At 57.8% G+C, this 14597-nt stretch carries 15 protein-coding genes and 1 pseudogene; 5 read left to right on the plus strand and 11 right to left on the minus strand.

The window, feature by feature from the left end; all coding sequences use genetic code 11:
* Positions 1–101: 101 nt before the first annotated feature.
* The 3 genes from KX928_RS10540 to KX928_RS10550 all read left to right on the plus strand — a co-directional run bounded on the left by KX928_RS10540 (position 102) and on the right by KX928_RS10550 (position 3062).
* Positions 102–1250 carry an acyl-CoA dehydrogenase family protein gene (locus KX928_RS10540; protein ID WP_219501753.1) on the plus strand — a complete coding sequence of 383 codons (1149 nt, stop codon included), beginning with the start codon at positions 102–104 and terminating at the stop codon, positions 1248–1250.
* 160 nt (positions 1251–1410) lie between these two features.
* Positions 1411–2544 (plus strand): chemotaxis-specific protein-glutamate methyltransferase CheB, encoded by a 1134-nt coding sequence (gene cheB, locus KX928_RS10545; RefSeq protein ID WP_308342289.1) that lies wholly within the window; start codon positions 1411–1413, stop codon positions 2542–2544.
* Positions 2545–2684: 140 nt separating this feature from the next.
* The gene (locus tag KX928_RS10550) at positions 2685–3062 is read left to right on the plus strand and encodes a chemotaxis protein CheD (RefSeq protein ID WP_257883660.1); all 378 of its coding nucleotides are present in this window, start codon (positions 2685–2687) and stop codon (positions 3060–3062) included.
* Positions 3063–3482: 420 nt separating this feature from the next.
* Here the strand turns inward: KX928_RS10550 and KX928_RS10555 are convergent.
* From KX928_RS10555 to KX928_RS10605, 11 genes and pseudogenes are all read right to left on the minus strand, one after another.
* Positions 3483–4604, minus strand: a pseudogene (locus tag KX928_RS10555) (IS3 family transposase).
* 161 nt (positions 4605–4765) lie between these two features.
* The gene (locus KX928_RS10560) at positions 4766–5140 is read right to left on the minus strand and encodes a DUF8776 family protein (RefSeq protein ID WP_219501755.1); all 375 of its coding nucleotides are present in this window, start codon (positions 5138–5140) and stop codon (positions 4766–4768) included.
* A complete protein-coding gene (locus KX928_RS10565; RefSeq protein WP_219501756.1) occupies positions 5141–5527 on the minus strand; it encodes a response regulator in 387 nt (128 codons plus the stop codon).
* Position 5528: 1 nt separating this feature from the next.
* Entirely contained in the window at positions 5529–6410 is an 882-nt protein-coding gene (locus KX928_RS10570) for a CheR family methyltransferase (protein ID WP_219501757.1), read from the minus strand.
* Positions 6410–6868, minus strand: a complete 459-nt coding sequence (locus tag KX928_RS10575; RefSeq protein WP_219501758.1) for a chemotaxis protein CheW — start codon at positions 6866–6868, stop codon at positions 6410–6412. The genes KX928_RS10570 and KX928_RS10575 overlap by 1 nt, the downstream gene beginning before the upstream one ends.
* Positions 6865–9141: a chemotaxis protein CheA gene (locus tag KX928_RS10580; RefSeq protein ID WP_219501759.1), complete on the minus strand. Its 2277-nt coding sequence runs from the start codon at positions 9139–9141 to the stop codon at positions 6865–6867. Before KX928_RS10580 ends, KX928_RS10575 begins: the two co-directional genes overlap by 4 nt.
* A gap of 9 nt (positions 9142–9150) precedes the next feature.
* Entirely contained in the window at positions 9151–9516 is a 366-nt protein-coding gene (locus KX928_RS10585; protein ID WP_219501760.1) for a response regulator, read from the minus strand.
* Positions 9513–9788, minus strand: coding sequence for an STAS domain-containing protein (locus tag KX928_RS10590; RefSeq protein ID WP_219501762.1), 276 nt, complete (start codon positions 9786–9788; stop codon positions 9513–9515). Before KX928_RS10590 ends, KX928_RS10585 begins: the two co-directional genes overlap by 4 nt.
* A 238-nt stretch (positions 9789–10026) precedes the next feature.
* A complete protein-coding gene (locus KX928_RS10595) occupies positions 10027–11109 on the minus strand; it encodes a methyltetrahydrofolate cobalamin methyltransferase (protein ID WP_219501764.1) in 1083 nt (360 codons plus the stop codon).
* Between the two features lie 15 nt (positions 11110–11124).
* Positions 11125–12051 (minus strand): methylenetetrahydrofolate reductase, encoded by a 927-nt coding sequence (locus KX928_RS10600; RefSeq protein ID WP_219501766.1) that lies wholly within the window; start codon positions 12049–12051, stop codon positions 11125–11127.
* 47 nt (positions 12052–12098) lie between these two features.
* A complete protein-coding gene (locus KX928_RS10605; protein ID WP_219501769.1) occupies positions 12099–12395 on the minus strand; it encodes a virulence factor in 297 nt (98 codons plus the stop codon).
* A gap of 321 nt (positions 12396–12716) precedes the next feature.
* On the opposite strand from KX928_RS10605, the gene KX928_RS10610 reads away from it, so the two are divergent.
* Both KX928_RS10610 and KX928_RS10615 read left to right on the plus strand, forming a co-directional pair.
* On the plus strand, positions 12717–13832 hold the full coding sequence (locus KX928_RS10610; RefSeq protein ID WP_219501771.1) for a Ppx/GppA phosphatase family protein: 1116 nt from the start codon (positions 12717–12719) through the stop codon (positions 13830–13832).
* Positions 13832–14554 carry an RlmE family RNA methyltransferase gene (locus KX928_RS10615; RefSeq protein WP_219501772.1) on the plus strand — a complete coding sequence of 241 codons (723 nt, stop codon included), beginning with the start codon at positions 13832–13834 and terminating at the stop codon, positions 14552–14554. Before KX928_RS10610 ends, KX928_RS10615 begins: the two co-directional genes overlap by 1 nt.
* Positions 14555–14597: the final 43 nt, after the last annotated feature.

Genomic DNA, 14597 nt, shown 5'->3' on the forward strand with positions numbered 1-14597 from the left:
CGCGTCAGGCTGACCTGTTGCAGCCCGGCAGATTGATGATATCTCAAACTGCATCACACAACAGCCGCGCAGCAGGCGCGCCACAGGGAAAGGGCCCTCTCTTGGATTTTGCCGCTTCAGAAGAACAGATCGCAATTTTCGATATGGCCTATGCCTTTGGGCAGGAGCATATCGCGCCCCATGCGCGCGAATGGGAGACGCAGGGCACGATCCCCAAGGACCTGTGGCCCAAAGTGGCCGAACTGGGGCTAGGCGGTATCTACGTGTCCGAGGAATACGGCGGGTCCGGGCTCAGCAGGCTGGACGCGACCATGGTTTTCGAGGCACTGTCCATGTCCTGCCCGGCAGTGGCGTCGTTCCTGTCGATACACAACATGTGTGGCGGCATGATCGACAAGTTCGGATCGGAAGACAGCAAGGCCAAGTGGCTGCCACAGATGTGCACGATGAAGACCGTTTTCTCCTATTGCCTGACCGAACCGGGGTCGGGCTCTGACGCTGCGGCGTTGCGCACCCGCGCGACGCGGACCAACGAAGGCTACCGTCTGAACGGCACCAAAGCTTTCATTTCCGGAGGCGGCTATTCGGATGCCTACCTGAGCATGGTGCGCACCGGCGATGAGGGTCCCAAGGGGATCTCGGCAATGGTGATCGAGGACGGGTCGGACGGGCTGTCCTTTGGTGGTCTGGAAAGCAAGATGGGCTGGCGGGCACAACCGACCGCTCAGGTGCAATTCGACGATTGCGCGGTACCGGCGGACAACCTGATCGGCGAAGAGGGGCGGGGCTTTACCTACGCCATGGCCGGGTTGGACGGTGGACGACTGAACATCGCGGCTTCGGCCCTGGGGGGCGCGCAGTCGGCCCTCGACGCAGCGCTTGCTTACGCCGGTGATCGCAAGGCTTTCGGCAAATCCATCAATCAGTTTCAGGCGTTGCAGTTCAAGCTTGCGGATATGGAAGTGAAACTTCAGGCCGCGCGCGTTTTCTTGCGACAGGCCGCGTGGAAACTGGATCAACAGGCGGTGGATGCGACAAAGTTCTGTGCAATGGCAAAAGTCTTTGTCACCGATGTCGCCTTTGACGTCGCGAATGATGCGCTGCAGATCCACGGCGGCTATGGCTACCTTTCGGACTACGGTATGGAAAAAATTGTGCGCGACCTGAGGGTTCACCAGATTCTGGAGGGCACGAACGAGATCATGCGGATGATCGTGTCACGTCAGCTGATCGCTGAGCACAGGGCCTGACGGACCCTTCGCCGGCTGCCGTTCAGATGCAGGACCAACATGGCCGCAGGGTGGAAAACGGCGGCCGTTAATGCTCGCTTCATAAGTCTTTGCCATACAAAACAGGCGTTCAGACGCACGGCATTCTGCCGTTCTGATTGTTTTTGTACAGGAAATTGTCGTGACAGGAATACGCTCTACCGCGACGCCATTCGGAAATCCCGCGCCCAAGAAAGTCCTTGTCGTTGACGATTCCAGGGCAATGCGCGCCTGGATACGGGCCGTGCTCTCTGCAGACCCGCGTCTCGAAGTGGTTGCAGAAGCCAGCAATGCGGTCGAGGCCCGCGACTTTCTGCGCGCTCACAAAGCCGATGTCGTCACCTTGGATATCGAGATGCCGGGCATGAGCGGTCTGGAATTTCTGACCCGGCTGATGCGCGCGCGGCCAATGCCCGTCGTCATGATGTCCAGTCTGACGGCAGCGGGCAGCGATGCCGCTATTCAGGCGCTCTCTCGCGGCGCAATTGACTGCATGGTCAAACCGTCAAAGCGATTTGGCGAGGAATTGACACAGGACATCTGCGAGCGCGTGTACCAGGCAGCTTCTACCAGACCGTCCCAACTGCAGCGGCCTGCGCAGCCTGAGCAGACCGCGCAGGACATCATGCAAAACATCGCCGACAAGGGTGTTCGTCGCCCCTGTCGCCGCGGCGCGATTGTTCTGATCGGAGCCTCGACAGGCGGCGTGGCCGCGTTGGAAACTGTTCTGCCGATGTTAGATCCTGAGGGGCCTCCGGTGGTTGTCGTACAGCACATGCCTGGCAATTTTCTGCAAAGCTTTTCGGAGAGGTTGAACCGGCAATTGCCCCAGACGGTTTTTCTGGCGCAGGAAAACAAGGCCCTGCAGCGCGGCGACATCGTCCTCGCTCCGGGAAATGGTCAACATACTGAATTAAAACGGATCAACGGCAGTTGGTTTTGTCGCTTTTCTGCCAATGAACCCGTGGCCTTGCATTGCCCCTCTGTGGACGTGTTGTTCAGCTCCGCCGAAGCAGAAGCCAAACATGTTTCCGCCGCATTGCTCACCGGTTTGGGCCGCGATGGCGCTGAAGGCTTGCTCAAGCTCGCCCAGGCGGGGGCCACGACGTTCGGGCAGAACGAGGATTCCTGCGTCGTTTACGGCATGCCAAAGGCGGCCAAGGCGATCGGTGCGGTGCAACATGAGGTGGGTCTGGACCGGATCGGGCGTGCAATCTGCGACAGCCATTCGGCCAAGCGGCGGGCCGGCAACCGTGATCAGAGGGCGCGAACCTAATGTCCGGGCCGTGGGTGCATATCACGCAGGGCGAACATGCAATCGGCACCGATCCGGAGATGGTTATAAGCACACTGCTCGGATCATGCGTTTCATGCTGTCTCTGGGATCCTGTCGCGGGCGTAGGTGGGATGAACCATATGCTGCTGACAACAAACACCGGCGACGCGGGCGTCTGCAATCTTGCTGGCATCAATGCGATGGAAGTGTTGATCAACGACGTTCTGAAGCAGGGTGCGCGCCGAGATCGCCTCCGTGCCAAAGCCTTTGGCGGCGCACGGATGGTGTCGGGCCTGAGCGACATCGGCAAAAACAATAGTGAATTCATCTTGGCGTTTCTGGAACAGGAAGGCATTTCCTGTGACGGTCATTCGCTGGGTGGCGAGACTGCGCGGCAGCTTAAGTTCTGGCCAGCGACCGGAAAAGTCATGCAAAAAGTGCGTGGTGACGCGCCGTTGGAAGCGCTGACACATCTGCCGGAGCTTTCGGCGATCGGTAACGATCTTGAACTCTTTTAACGCCTGTGTTGGCGCAGCGATGCGTTGATATCGTGATAACATCGCGGCATGCCCCGCTGTCTCGGCAACTTGCCAGATATCCGCCTGGCTCCAACGCTTCGCAACCGCTACAAAAGCTTGACCAAGACCAGCTTTGTTGAACGTAATGCAGCTTCCCTTTGAACACCCCCGCCCGAGTCGGATTGATTGAACCATCGCGGACCTGGACGGGCACCGATATCGCAAAGCAAAGGCGGCAAGTGCCAGAGAATGTGCGTTGGTGGCGCGCGACGGCCTCATTTGATCAGGCTGTGTTCAATGATTGACTTTCGCCAGTGCTCTCGGTCGAAACCAAACCGCATTCAGCTCACTTTCCTGCTGCCAAAGGGTGGAAAGCACAGCAGAACCAAAGTGCCTCACCCGCTGATGCGGTCTACTTTTTCATCGCTTCTGAGGTGACCAGCCCCTAGATTTTGTGATGCCTGTCTTGTTCAGTTTCTGCTGTCTGATTTCGAAGTCAACGGGCGGCAGCATGCCGTTGTTCGTATGCTTGCGCTTAGGGTTGTAGAACGTCTCGATTTGTTCGAAGACGTCTCGTCTGGCGTCTTCCCTTGTTGGATAGGTTCCGCGCCTGATCCGCTCCCGTTTCTGCAACTGAAAGAAGCTCTCCGCGACGGCGTTGTCAAAACCGTTGCCGCGTCGGCTGATGCTCGGTTCCAGGCTGTGGTTGCGCAGGAAGGATTGCCACTCACGGCTAGTGAATTAGGACCCCTGATCGGAATGCACCATGACCTTGCCGTCGGGTTTTTGCGGCCAGATGGCCATGAGCACGGCTTGCAGGGTCAGGTCAGTGGTCATGCGTGATTGGGCAGACCAACCGACCACGCGGCGCGAGAACAGGTCGATGACCACGCACAGATATATCCAGCCCTCATGTGTCTTTATGTAGGTGATGTCGGTCGCCCGGATCTGATCGGGCTGAGAGGCCACGAACCGCTGCTCCAACCTGTGCAGCGGTCCCGGCCAACGATGCCAGGCCGGCGACGCGGTCCTCCGAAATCCGCACGCCTTGGTCGCGCAGGTCATCCGTCAGCTTGCGGTAGCCATAGACCTTGCCGCTGTTGGCCCAGGCCTGCCGGATCAGCTCGGTCTGACGCAAACCTTCCTGCGCACGATGGCTTAACAGTTCTTTAAGCCATGCGCAGAAGCCACTGAAATGCACACTGAGCACCCGGCATATGGCCCGGATGCTGAACTCCTCGTGATGCGCCCGGATGAAGGCGTACTTCATTGCGACCCTCGCGCGAAGTACACCGTTGCCTTTCTTAGGATGTCGCGCTCCTCGGTGACCCGTGCCAGTTCCCGCTTCAACCGGCGGTTCTCGGCCTCGTGATCCTCGCCGCCCGCTTTTGAAACCAGTTCAGCGAACGGCTTCATCCACGTGTAAAGAGAATGGGTGCTTGCGCCCAAACGCTGGGAAACCTCCCGAACCGGATATCCCCGCACCGTGATCTGATGTACCGCATCGCGCTCAAAATCGTCGCTGCAATTGATTGTCCCCATGTCGGCCTACCTGCCTCACAGTTGGGCGCAAAGCGTCTGAAATTCCAGAGGCACATCATATGAGCCGCGCCGGCGCTTCTGATTTGAGGGACTGTTAACCGCGAAGGGATGCGTGCCAGTTCGCTAGTCTACAAAAGACTCCGGGTGCCGGTCAAAGACCTTTAGAAAAGATCTAGGTCCCCCAGCGTGTCTTCCTCGGCACCAAAAAATCCAGGCTCTTTACCTTCCAGCAGCGAACGCGTGGTCTTTAACTTAAGCTTGTCACTGACTCCGTGGAGGCATTTGGCGTTTAGTTCTTTCCCATTACGATCGCTCAAGAGAAGTGTCATGAGCGCCAAATCTTCCAAGGACTGCCGCAGAAAGTCCAAGGCTTGAAGATCGGTGATCGTGTTTTTGCTGGACTCAGTGCTATGCGTTAATGCCTGACCAATGGTTTCTTCTATGTCGAAAACCTGGCCAGCCAGCTTGTCCAAGTAACATGAAAGGCGCCCAACAATGGCCGGCAAAGGATTAACCTCAGAAGCTTCGCTTGTCATTCAAAGGCGCCCTACAACGGCTTCAATGCAGTTTCGCAAACTGGCTTGCTCAAACGGCTTCTTCAAATAATTATTCATCCCCAGTTTCTTGCCATGATCAACGATTTGCTGTTCTGCTCTGCCCGTAATCAGAATAAAGCCAACACCCTTGGTTTTTGGCGATGATCGCAGGTGATGGAGCAGCTTCAATCCATCCATTTGGGGCATATTGTAGTCGGAAATCACCAGGTGTACCGGATGTGTTGCCAGAGATTTCAGTGCGTCAACACCATTTTCCGCAGTTGAAACATTGCGAATTCCAAACGCGTCCAGAGCTTGCGTGATCAGGCCGCGACTTGTGGACATGTCATCCACCACCATTATTCGTATTTGGTCACGCAGGGACATTTTAGTTTTCCTTTCTCAAGGGCGAAGAGCCGTCGCTGGCAGTGGATGGCAGGTAGGTTGTTGGACCATCGGAAATGAAACCAAATGTCGCTGGATCGGATATCCTTTCAGAATGTCCAAGAAAGAGAATGCCATTGGGTGACAAAACGTCGCGAAATCGTGGCCACAACCGATTTTGCGTGTCCAAGTCAAAATAGATCACCACATTCCTGCAGAAAATGACGTCCATTTTTTGCTGCATCGGCCATTTCGCGAGAAGATTCAGTTCTCTGAAACTTATGATTTTCAAAAGCTGACCACCAGCTTGGTATATTTTCTCGTCATTCTGTTTCACGCACTGAAAATATTTGTGCAGCAATTCCGGGGGAATGCCTCCAACCAGCCGTTCATGGTAGGATGACTGCTTGGCAAAATTAACAACTTCGGGATCAATGTCGGTCGCCAAGATGCGAAGGTCCAGTTTTGCTACGTCAGGGGCAACTTCAAGCAACACCATTGCAATCGAGAGCGCTTCCTGACCGTTGGAACACCCTGCTGACCAAATCCGAACCCGGCCACCCGCTTTCAGTTTCGGCAGCAGTACTGTTTCGAACTGCTTTTTCAACACGTCGAAGTGATGCTTTTCCCTAAAAAAATGGGATACATTTGTCGTGAGCGCGGAAATCATGTGCCGACGTTCATCGCGCCCGTCGTCGGAACAAACAAAGGCACTGTAATTGGCAAAGTCCTGAAGACCGAGGGCTCTCAGGCGATGCCTCAGTCGAGACTGGATCATAGACGTCTTTTCGGCGGCGAGCTGCAACCCGCTTTCGCGATATGCCAACTCCGCAATCGCGTTGAAGCTGTCGGTGTCGATCGTCATTTCGAGGGCGGCCTTGCTCATCAGGCTGCATTGCTTTGTGCGGATGTGACGATTGAGCTTAAATCAAGAACTCTGATCATCCGCTCGTCTATAAGTGTCAGCGCACTAACGACGCTTGCGCTGTCCGCGGATTGCATTTCTGGGGGTGGCTGCAAGTCTTCAGAAGTCAAGGCGATTATATCGGACACGGCGTCTACCAGAAGACCCGTCATGGTATCTTCGTGTTTAACGACGATTATCACGTTCCTTTCGGTCTGTTTTTGAGGTTTGAGACCGAGTCTTTCCGACAGATCCATCACCGGCAGGACAGTGCCCCTCAGATTGATGACGCCTTTCATATAGCTCGGCGCGTGAGGCAATGGTGTCGTGCGTGTCCAGCCGCGAATTTCGCGGACAGACATGATATCAAGCGAGTATTCCTGGTCAGCCAATTGAAAAGTCAGCAATTCAATTGTGTTGGAGGTTTCCTTGTCACTCATGCTGAAAGTCCTGTTAGGTTTTGTGCCGAAGGGGATCCGGCCGCGCCGATTGCGTTGGTGATGATGTCCGAAGTATCTAAGATGAGCGCGATTTGCCCGTCACCCAGAATGGTAGCCGCCGCAATGCCCGGGGCTCGATAGAAACTGTCGTCCAGGCCCTTTATGACCACTTGTCTTTGATCTTGAATGCTGTCGATGATCAGGGCCGCACGGGACCCGTCTTCATGCGCGATCAGCAAGACAACCGACCCTTCGTAATCCTCGACGGGCGCACGGTATCCTAGCTCCTGACCCAGATCGAACAGCGGCACGAACCCGCTTCGCACCCGCACGACATTCGCGCCGGGTCGCACCATTTCCACGTCCTCATTCGTCAACGTCAACGTCTCGATGACCACGTTCAAGGGCAGGACCAGAGTTTCGTCGGCTACCTGAACGACCATGCCATCGAGGACTGCCAGTGTCAGCGGTAGCGAAATTGAGAAAGTTGTGCCAACACCCGGGGTGGAGGTAATGGTGATCCGACCGCCCAAAGCCTGGATAGAGGTCCGAACGACGTCCATACCGACACCGCGCCCGGACAAATCTGAAACCACGGTAGCGGTGGAAAAGCCCGGCAAGAATAGAAGGTTGTCAATCTCCGAATCCGACAAGTTGGCGTCTTCAGGGATCAACCCCTTATCGATCGCGATCTGCAACACCTTCGGACGGTTGATGCCACCACCGTCATCGGAAACCTCGATCACCACCCGACCAGATCGATGTGCAGCAGTGAGGTTGACGCGCCCCTCTTCAGGCTTGCCCGCCGCGATCCGGTCCGCTGAGCTTTCCAGCCCGTGATCAACCGCGTTCCTGATCATATGGGTGAGCGGGTCGGCAAGCCGTTCGATGACGGTCTTGTCGACTTCGGTGCTTTCACCCTCTGTGTGGAGACGAACGTCTTTTCCCACGGCCGCGGAGGCTTCCCGAACGATGCGAGACATTCGTTGGAACAGCGATTTGACGGGTTGCGCGCGGATCATCATGACACTGTCCTGAATGTCACGCGTCAAACGCTGGAACTCTTCCAGCCCGTTCATCGCATCGGAGTGGGGCGACAAGCCTGAACTCTCAAGGCTTTGCGACAGCATCGCCTGATTGATGACAAGCTCGCCGACAAGATTGACCAATCGTTCGATGCGGTCGAGATCCACGCGCACAACGGATTTGGCCGCTGCGGCTGGAGACGGTGATTTTGGCGTTGCCGGTGACGCCGGTTTTTCCGCGGCGGTGGGGGTGACCTGATCTTCCTTCTGCGAACCGTCGCTTTCAGCGATATCCGGAACCTCGGATACCGCCGGAGCTTCGCTTATTTCGGGCAAGGATGGCATGGCCGCGTCCGTCTGGTCCATCTCTGGCGTCCCGGCGTCTGCGTCGACGTCGGTCGCAGCGTCATCTGGCAGTTCGTACTCCGTGACAGCATCACTCGCTTGTTTCGAGATTTCCAACGTACAAAGGCCTTCCACGAATTCGAAAGCGGCTGAAATCTCGGCCTCGTCGACATCCGATTGAAGCTCGACGGTCCAATACAGATACGATTGCTCCGGGATCAGGTCTGCAAATTCGGGCAGGCTGTCCATGTGACACGTGACCTTGCACTCTCCCATCTCATCCAAAGATCTGAGCATGTGAAAGGGTTCATTGCCGGTGTCAAAAAGATCGTTTTCGGGGCGGAACTTGATCGTGAACGTGTTTGTCAATGGTGACGGCAACTCATCCAGAGACGGAAGCTCCGCCACATCGCCGTCGTCTTCGGCGTCACCGAAGTCCAGATCGAGCGACAGCACCGCGGGTTGAAAATCGATTTCTTCTTCTGCTTCTTCTTCGGGTGCGCCGGTTTCCCCCAGAAGGTCGTCCAGATGCTGCAACAACTCGGCCGTCTTGTCGTCCGGCAAGTCGCCGTCATCGCGGCTGACCCGAACAAGGTCTGAGAGATGATCGGCACATTGAAAAAAGATTTTCAGCGCGTCCGCGTCGGGGGTCATCCGCCCGGCGCGTACCTCGTCCAGAACGGTTTCGAACCGATGCGCAAAACGCACGAGAGCTTCGAGACCAAACGCCCCGGCACCGCCCTTGATGGAGTGAACAGCGCGGAAAACCACGTTGATGGTTTCAGTATCTTCGTCACCATCGTCAAGCGATTGCAAACCATCCTGCAAAGCTTCAAGCAATTCTTCGCATTCGATGAAAAACGACGCGCGAATTTCCGCCATTGGGTCATTTGGATCAGACATTGTACCCTCTTACCCGGCGACCATTTGCAGCGCTTTGATGAGCTTTGACGGATCGAAAGGTTTTACGATCCAGCCAGTCGCGCCAGCGCCCCGCGCGCGGGCTTTCAGTTCCGGAGCTGCTTCCGTCGTCAGAACCAAAATGGGAGTGGCACGGTGTTTCTCCTGCCCCCTGACAGCGTCGATGAAGCCGAAGCCATCCAGCCGCGGCATGTTGATGTCGGTGATAATCGCGTCGGGCTCAATCCCTTCGAGAACCTCGATGCCATGCATCCCGTCATCTGCTGTGTGAACGTTGAACCCGGCGGGCAGAAGCGCCAGCCGGATCATGTCCCGCATTGTGCGGCTGTCGTCTACGGCTAGGATTTCGAGTGTCATTGACGCCCCCTGGAAATGGCTTCAGGTGTCATCCCCATGACACGCAGTTGATCGATCACGCGGTCGGACGCGTTGACAAGTGAGAGGGACCGCCCCTGTGCAACCGCGCTGGTTGCGGCCGACAACATGACCTGAAGACAAAGAGCACCGAGATGTTTGACCTCGGCCAGATCCAGAATCAGATCAGCGTCGCCGTGGTCCTTGATTGTTGCCATCAAGGCCGATGCTGCCGGCAAATCGAGGCGGGCAGACAATGCAATAGGGTCGCTCATGAAGCCCTCCTGAAGGTGCAAGAATATTGCAGGTGCATCGCTCTCTCCACATCGGCTGACTAACTGGTTGTCAGCGGTTGTAGAGCGCAGTCCGTTAAGACCGGGTTACTCCCTTTGAAACTTTTCACCGAATTCATAAGCACCGTCACCGGAGGCCTGCGCGGACAGGGGTCACGCAATGAAAAAACCCCGGTATTTCCACACCGGGGCCCTGCATTGAAGTCGGTTTTTTGCGCTGCTATGCGCGCCGCCGCCGTCCACCGCTGCGACCGGCGCGCCCTCTGCCTTCATGCCCGGGCTTGGGCGCTTCCTTGTTGAACGCGATCCACGCGCCGCCATGCGGATCGTTGTTGGTCAGAAAGTTGGCAGCACGAATCGCTTCCATTTCCTTGCCGGGCCGGGGTTTGGTCGATCCAAGTCCGGTCAGCTGGCAGAAGAGCTCAAGGTCCATATCCTCCGGGAAGATCACGCCGGCCTCGGCCAGTTCCAGCTTCTTGGCTTCGATCCTGGCGGCCGGAACAGGCAGTGCAACCGGGTTCATGATCGCGGACGTCATGCCGGCCTCCATCGCCATCGGCAGGAAGGCGTTGTTGATGCCGTGACGGTTGGGAAGGCCAAAGGAAATGTTGGAGGCACCGCAGGTCGTGTTCACGCCCAATTCCTCCCGCAGGCGGCGGACCAGCGTGAAAACCTGATGTCCGGCGGTGGCCATGGCGCCGATTGGCATGACCAGCGGATCCACCACGATATCATTCGCCGGTATGCCAAAATCGGCTGCCCGTTCGACGATTTTCTTCGCGACGGCAAACCGCACGTCGGGATCTTCTGAAATGCCGGTATCATCGTTCGAAATCGCCACGACCGGCACGTTGTATTTTTTCACCAGCGGCAGAACGATCTCCAGCCGCTCTTCCTCACCGGTGACCGAATTCAGCAGCGGGCGGCCTTCGCAGGCTGCCAGCCCGGATTCCAGAGCACCGGGGACCGAGCTGTCGATGCAGAGCGGCACATCGACGATCGCCTGAACCCGCGCGACCAGTTCCTTCATCAGCGGTGGTTCGACGAAATTGTTGTCCGCGTAGCGCGTATCTTCCGCCATCTTGTTGGTGAAGACGGCGCCGGAGTTGATATCGAGCACCGTGGCGCCTGCTGCGACCTGCGCAACCGCGTCCGCTTCGACCGTGGAGAAATCCCCCGCTTCCAGTTCCAGCGCGAGTTTCTTTCGGCCCGTGGGGTTGATCCGTTCACCGATCACGCAGAAGGGCTGGTCAAAGCCGATGATTGCGGTCTTGGTTTTGGATTCGACGATTGTGCGAGTCATTAAGCTGTCCTTGGATCAGGCGTTTGCAGGGGCGGCAGCGGGGCCGCCATTGTGGATGGCCCACGTGGCGTTGGTCTTAATGCCGCCGAGCGGGAAGAAATGCACATGGGAGATGTTGAAGTCCGGGTTGGCGGCTTTATGCGCGGCCAGTTCGGTAACGACGTCGGTGGGTTCATAGGGCAGCAGCAGCTTGGTGACATCCATCGCCCGCTTTTGCAGCACTTTGAGTGAGGGACCGACCCCGCAGGCAATGGCGAATTTGATCAGCGTTTGCAGCTTGGCCGGACCGGCAATGCCGATGTGCACGGGCAGGGTGATGCCCTGCGCCGCCAAATCGTCGGCCCATCTGATGATCGGCTTGGCGTCAAAGGCGAATTGCGTGGCCAGTGCCATTTGTGCATCCGTGCGGCTTTGGAAATCGTTCTTCCAGTGCAACGCCGCCGTCACGTTGGTCATCGACCCATCCGCGTCGATGTCGCGGTTGCCTTCGGGGTGGCCGGCCACATGCAGCCGCTCGAACCCGGCGTCATCGAAGAGGCCTGTTTCCATCAGCTGCATGGAGCTGTCGAATTCGCCGTGCGGCGTGGCAACGCCCCCCGCCAACAGCAACGCCTGCTTCACATCCGCCTCACCCTGATAGCGCGCAATCCAGTCGGCAAGAGTGGCCTTGTCCCTGATGATGCGGGCCGGGAAGTGCGGCATCACCGGGAAGCCATCGTCGTGCAACCTTTTGGCCGTCGCCACCATATCCTCGATGGGCGTTCCCTCGATATGGGCGATGTAAACACGTGTGCCTTCGGGCAGCAGATCTCGGAAGTTCTCCACCTTCTCGGCCGTGCGCGGCATTACTTCGATGGAGTAATCCTGCAGAAAGGCTTCGACCTGCGGATTTGAGGCATCGGTCGCAGGGGCCTCTTTCTTTTTGAAGTTCAACAATGCCATCAGGCGGTCCTTTCGGGAAAGAAGGGTGTCGAAAAATCCGGTCAGGGTCAGGCCCATCCGTCGTTGTTGATCAGCGCCTTGATGCGCGCTTTGTCGTACTCGGCCTCGAGCCGCGCTGCCTCGGCATCTGCAACCGCTTCGGGATCGCCATCAACTTCGAAGGGATCCGCCTTGCGCCACTCTGCCAGATAAGCATCCGTGTCCTCAGCGCCAACCTTCATGGCGGCACGGTCGATCGCCTGCTCGAAACGTTCGGGCAGCTGACGCTTGGACCCACGGCGCCCCTTGCCCACAATCACCTGGGCCGGGATATCGCGCCAATAAACAATCGTGACGTCAGGCATGTGCTGATTCCTCCCAAACTCTTCCCGCCTGTCTAATCGCACTCAGACTTTCACCAATGCCGTTTTTCGACAGAACAACATCTTTCCGCGACGTGACATGGTCTAACGCAATCCCATAAAAACCGCGAGATCAGCGCATCCCCATAATCTTGATAATGATGCTGAGCGCGGGTGATATTGGGATCCGCCCGTCTGCGTACATCATGGCCATGTCGCGGTGCCGATGCCGATGTCGGCACGCACCGCGCCCCGTCACGACCGCTTGCGCCGAAACGCCAGAGCCGTTAGCGTAAAGCCAACTCGAATTGAAAGGCGCGAAAGATGGCGCCACAGCGTCCCAAAGGTGCGGGCGCGCTCGAACAGAAGACGGCTCTGAGCCCCGCGCCAGTTCCGCCCCGGTCAGGAGAGCTATATGCCGCCCTTGATCTGGGCACAAATAGCTGCCGCATGTTGATTGCCCAGCCTCGCGGCAATGGTTTTCATGTGGTGGACAGCTTCTCGAAGTCCGTCCAACTGGGGGCAGGGCTTGAGAAAACCGGGCGCTTGTCGCGCGGGTCGATGACACGCACCATTCAGGCCTTGCGGATTTGCCAGCAGAAACTGCGGCGCAACAAAGTGCGCAGGATGCGTCTGGTCGCGACCGAAGCCTGCCGCCGCGCGCTGAACGCCCAAGAATTCATCAGGCGCGCACATCGCGAAACCGGCCTCACGCTGGATATCATCAAGCCACAGGAAGAGGCGCAGCTTGCGGTGATTTCCTGCGCCCCGCTTGTCGGGCGGTCCACAGAGAACCTGCTGGTCGTCGATATTGGCGGCGGGTCCACCGAACTGGTATGGATCGATCTGAAAGACGTGCCCAAACACGACAGGCCACAGTCGATCATGCGCCTGCACAGCGGGTTCAAGCAAACCCTCTCCGATCTGCCGGCCGCGCGGGTGGTCGATTGGATCTCGGTTCCCCTGGGGGTCGCGACGCTGCGTGATCAGTTCAACGATGTCGAGGATGATGCGGCCCGTTTTGCCCTGATGAGCTGGTTTTTCGAGGAAAACCTGGCTGATTTCACCCCCTATCACGACACCCAGCCGCATGAGAAATTCCAGATCGTCGGCACATCGGGGACGGTTACGACCGTGGCGGCCAGCCATCTGGGCCTCAAGCGATACGACCGTACCAAGGTCGACGGGCTGCACATGACCACCGAGCAGATCGACCGGGTGATCCGGTCTTATCTGGCACTGGGACCAGCGGGGCGCCGGGCGGACCCGCGCATAGGTCAGGACCGTCAGGCGCTGATCATGTCGGGCGCGGCGATCCTCCAGGCGCTGATGCGCTGCTGGCCGACCGACCGTCTGTCGGTTGCGGATCGCGGTTTGCGAGAGGGCCTGCTATACGCCCAGATGAGCGCGGACGGCGTGCTGGAAGACGGAGACTTCTGATGGCCAAGACACCCAGCGGGAAAAATACCTCCGGTCGCGGGCAGCGCGAGCTCAAGGTCAAGGTGAAATCCGCACGTGGGCGCAAGCTCAGCTCTACCAGGTGGCTGCAGCGGCAGTTGAACGATCCTTACGTCAAGCGCGCCAAGGCCGAGGGCTACCGGGGCAGGGCTGCGTTCAAGATCATGGAACTGGACGACAAGTACCGTTTCCTCGTGCCGGGTGCACGGGTTGTGGATCTCGGCGCTGCACCGGGGGGGTGGTGCCAGGTGGCCGTGAAACGCGTGAATGCGCTGGGAGAGAAATCCGGCAAGGCGGTCGGCACGATACTGGGCATTGATCTGCAGGAGATGGAGCCGATCGCCGGGTGCGAACTGTATCAGCTGGATTTCATGGCGGATGACGCCGACCTGAAGGTCAAGGAATGGCTGGGCGGGCGTGCCGATGTTGTGATGTCCGACATGGCGGCAAGCAGTTCGGGGCACAAGCAGACCGATCATTTGCGCATTATCGCGCTCTGCGAGGCTGCGGCCTATTTCGCCTTTGATGTGCTGGATGAGGGGGGGACGTTCGTTGCCAAGGTGCTGGCCGGGGGCGCCGAGGGGGAACTGCAGAAACTCCTCAAGCAGCGATTCTCAAGGGTTGCGAACATCAAACCACCGTCATCACGGGCGGACAGTTCGGAAAAATTCGTTGTGGCAACAGGCTTTCGCGCCGAAGCCTGAGGCTTTTACCTGTCGTTAAAAGTGTTCTGGGTAGCGTGCAGGC

Source organism: Roseobacter insulae, from assembly GCF_019375555.1.
Classification (GTDB): Bacteria; Pseudomonadota; Alphaproteobacteria; order Rhodobacterales; family Rhodobacteraceae; genus Roseobacter; species Roseobacter insulae.

Bases quoted from the DNA above. Each gene is read 5' to 3' on its own strand.
- KX928_RS10550 (WP_257883660.1), top strand. From the start codon at position 2,685: ATGCTGCTGACAACAAACACCGGCGACGCGGGCGTCTGCAATCTTGCT.
- KX928_RS10560 (WP_219501755.1), bottom strand. From the start codon at position 5,140: ATGACAAGCGAAGCTTCTGAGGTTAATCCTTTGCCGGCCATTGTTGGG.
- KX928_RS10565 (WP_219501756.1), bottom strand. From the start codon at position 5,527: ATGTCCCTGCGTGACCAAATACGAATAATGGTGGTGGATGACATGTCC.
- KX928_RS10570 (WP_219501757.1), bottom strand. From the start codon at position 6,410: ATGAGCAAGGCCGCCCTCGAAATGACGATCGACACCGACAGCTTCAAC.
- KX928_RS10575 (WP_219501758.1), bottom strand. From the start codon at position 6,868: ATGAGTGACAAGGAAACCTCCAACACAATTGAATTGCTGACTTTTCAA.
- KX928_RS10580 (WP_219501759.1), bottom strand. From the start codon at position 9,141: ATGTCTGATCCAAATGACCCAATGGCGGAAATTCGCGCGTCGTTTTTC.
- KX928_RS10585 (WP_219501760.1), bottom strand. From the start codon at position 9,516: ATGACACTCGAAATCCTAGCCGTAGACGACAGCCGCACAATGCGGGAC.
- KX928_RS10590 (WP_219501762.1), bottom strand. From the start codon at position 9,788: ATGAGCGACCCTATTGCATTGTCTGCCCGCCTCGATTTGCCGGCAGCA.
- KX928_RS10595 (WP_219501764.1), bottom strand. From the start codon at position 11,109: ATGACTCGCACAATCGTCGAATCCAAAACCAAGACCGCAATCATCGGC.
- KX928_RS10600 (WP_219501766.1), bottom strand. From the start codon at position 12,051: ATGGCATTGTTGAACTTCAAAAAGAAAGAGGCCCCTGCGACCGATGCC.
- KX928_RS10605 (WP_219501769.1), bottom strand. From the start codon at position 12,395: ATGCCTGACGTCACGATTGTTTATTGGCGCGATATCCCGGCCCAGGTG.
- KX928_RS10610 (WP_219501771.1), top strand. From the start codon at position 12,717: ATGGCGCCACAGCGTCCCAAAGGTGCGGGCGCGCTCGAACAGAAGACG.
- KX928_RS10615 (WP_219501772.1), top strand. From the start codon at position 13,832: ATGGCCAAGACACCCAGCGGGAAAAATACCTCCGGTCGCGGGCAGCGC.